General features: G+C 73.1%; 2 protein-coding genes. Both read left to right on the top strand.

Annotated elements, in window-relative coordinates:
* A partial coding sequence (locus tag AB0C29_RS47505) for a fibronectin type III domain-containing protein (protein WP_360834846.1) occupies positions 1-643 on the top strand: 643 nt, incomplete at its 5' end.
* 35 nt (positions 644-678) lie between these two features.
* Positions 679-1,596, top strand: a complete 918-nt coding sequence (locus AB0C29_RS47500) for a MoxR family ATPase (protein WP_360834848.1) — start codon at positions 679-681, stop codon at positions 1,594-1,596.
* The last annotated feature ends 1 nt before the right edge of the window (position 1,597 follow it).

Genomic DNA, 1,597 nt, shown 5'->3' with positions numbered 1-1,597 from the left:
CGGGCAGGTGCCGCGCAGCTCGGACACCGGGTCCCCGTCCACGCGCAAGGCGGTGCCGGCCAGTCCGCCCGGCATGCCGCCGCGGGTCCGTGCGGGCGTCACCGGCGGGAACATCGTGGTCAGCTGGGGTGCCGCGGCCGGCAACGGCGCCGCGGTCAGCGGCTACCGGGTGTCCTGGGGGCCGGCCGGCGGCGGGAGCGAGTCGACGACGCGTTCCGGGAGCAGCCGTTCGGCCACGCTGACCGGCGTCACCGCCGGCATGTCGTACCGGATCACCGTCGCGGCCGAGAACACCGCCGGTCGCGGGCCCGCCGCCACGGTGTCGGCCATCGTCCCGGAGCCCGCGCCGGAGCGCTCGCTGGTCGTCTCACGCGGGGACCCCACCACGTACGACCACGGCTGCAACCCGCCGGAGTGCGCGTTCGTCAAGGTCACGATGCGCGGTTTCGAGCCGAACACGGCCTACGACATCGAGCCGTGGGCCTCCGTCTGGAAGAACTTCAACACCGGTGCCCGGCTGACGACCGATCCGAAGGGTAACCTCACCGCCAGCCATCGGTTCCCGTTCAACGGTGTGGGCCAGGAGGTCTGGGTGATCGTGGACGGCATGGAGTCCAACCGTCTGCTCTGGACCGCCGGGTGAACCCCGCGGCAGCGGCGCGGGTCGCCGGGCTCGTCATGCGTAACGTGGAACAGGTCGTGCGGGGCAAGCCCGAGCTGGTCCGGCTGGCCGTCGCCGGGCTGCTGGCCGAGGGGCACCTGCTGATCGAGGACGTGCCGGGGCTCGGCAAGACCACCCTGGCGCGCTGCCTGGCCCGCAGCATCGGCGGACGGTGGAGCCGCATCCAGTTCACCCCGGACCTGCTGCCCAGCGACATCACCGGAGTGAGTGTCTACCACCAGAAGGACGAGCGCTTCACCTTCCACCCGGGCGGCGTCTTCGCCAACGTCGTCATCGCCGACGAGATCAACCGGGGCACCCCGAAGACCCAGTCGGCCCTGCTCGAGGTGATGGCCGAGGGCCGGGTCACCGTGGACGCCGAGACCCACCGGGTGCCCCGGCCGTTCCTGGTCATCGCCACCCAGAACCCGATCGAGATGGAGGGCACCTACCGCCTGCCCGAGGCGCAGCTCGACCGGTTCCTGATGCGCCTGACCGTGGGCTACCCCGAGCACGACGACGAGGTCGACGTGGTGCTCGGCAACACCGCCGGGCGTTCCGCCGACGACCTGTCCGCGGTGGTCGACACCGACATCCTCACCGCCGCCGTCGAAGCGGTCCGCGGCCTGCACGTCGACACCGGCGTGGCCGGATACGCCGTCCGGCTCGCCGCGGCGACCCGCGAGCACCCGGCCGTGCGCTACGGCGCCAGCGTGCGCGGCAGCATCGCCCTGGTCCGCGCGGCGCAGGCGCTGGCCGCCATCGAGGGCCGCGGCTTCGTCACCCCGGACGACATCAAGGACGTGGCGGTGCCGGTGCTGACCCACCGCCTGGTGCTCACCCCGGAGGCGGAGCTGAGCCTGGGCGGAGCCGGGGAGATCATCGACGACGCGCTCGCCTCGACCGCCGCACCGATGGCGCGCGCGGGCGGCTGAC

Origin of the sequence: Actinoplanes sp. NPDC048791, from assembly GCF_040650095.1 — a bacterium.
In the GTDB taxonomy this organism is placed as follows: domain Bacteria; phylum Actinomycetota; class Actinomycetes; order Mycobacteriales; family Micromonosporaceae; genus Actinoplanes.
This window is presented reverse-complemented; position numbering and strand designations above follow the sequence as displayed.

Bases quoted from the DNA above. Each gene is read 5' to 3' on its own strand.
- AB0C29_RS47500 (WP_360834848.1), top strand. From the start codon at position 679: ATGCGTAACGTGGAACAGGTCGTGCGGGGCAAGCCCGAGCTGGTCCGG.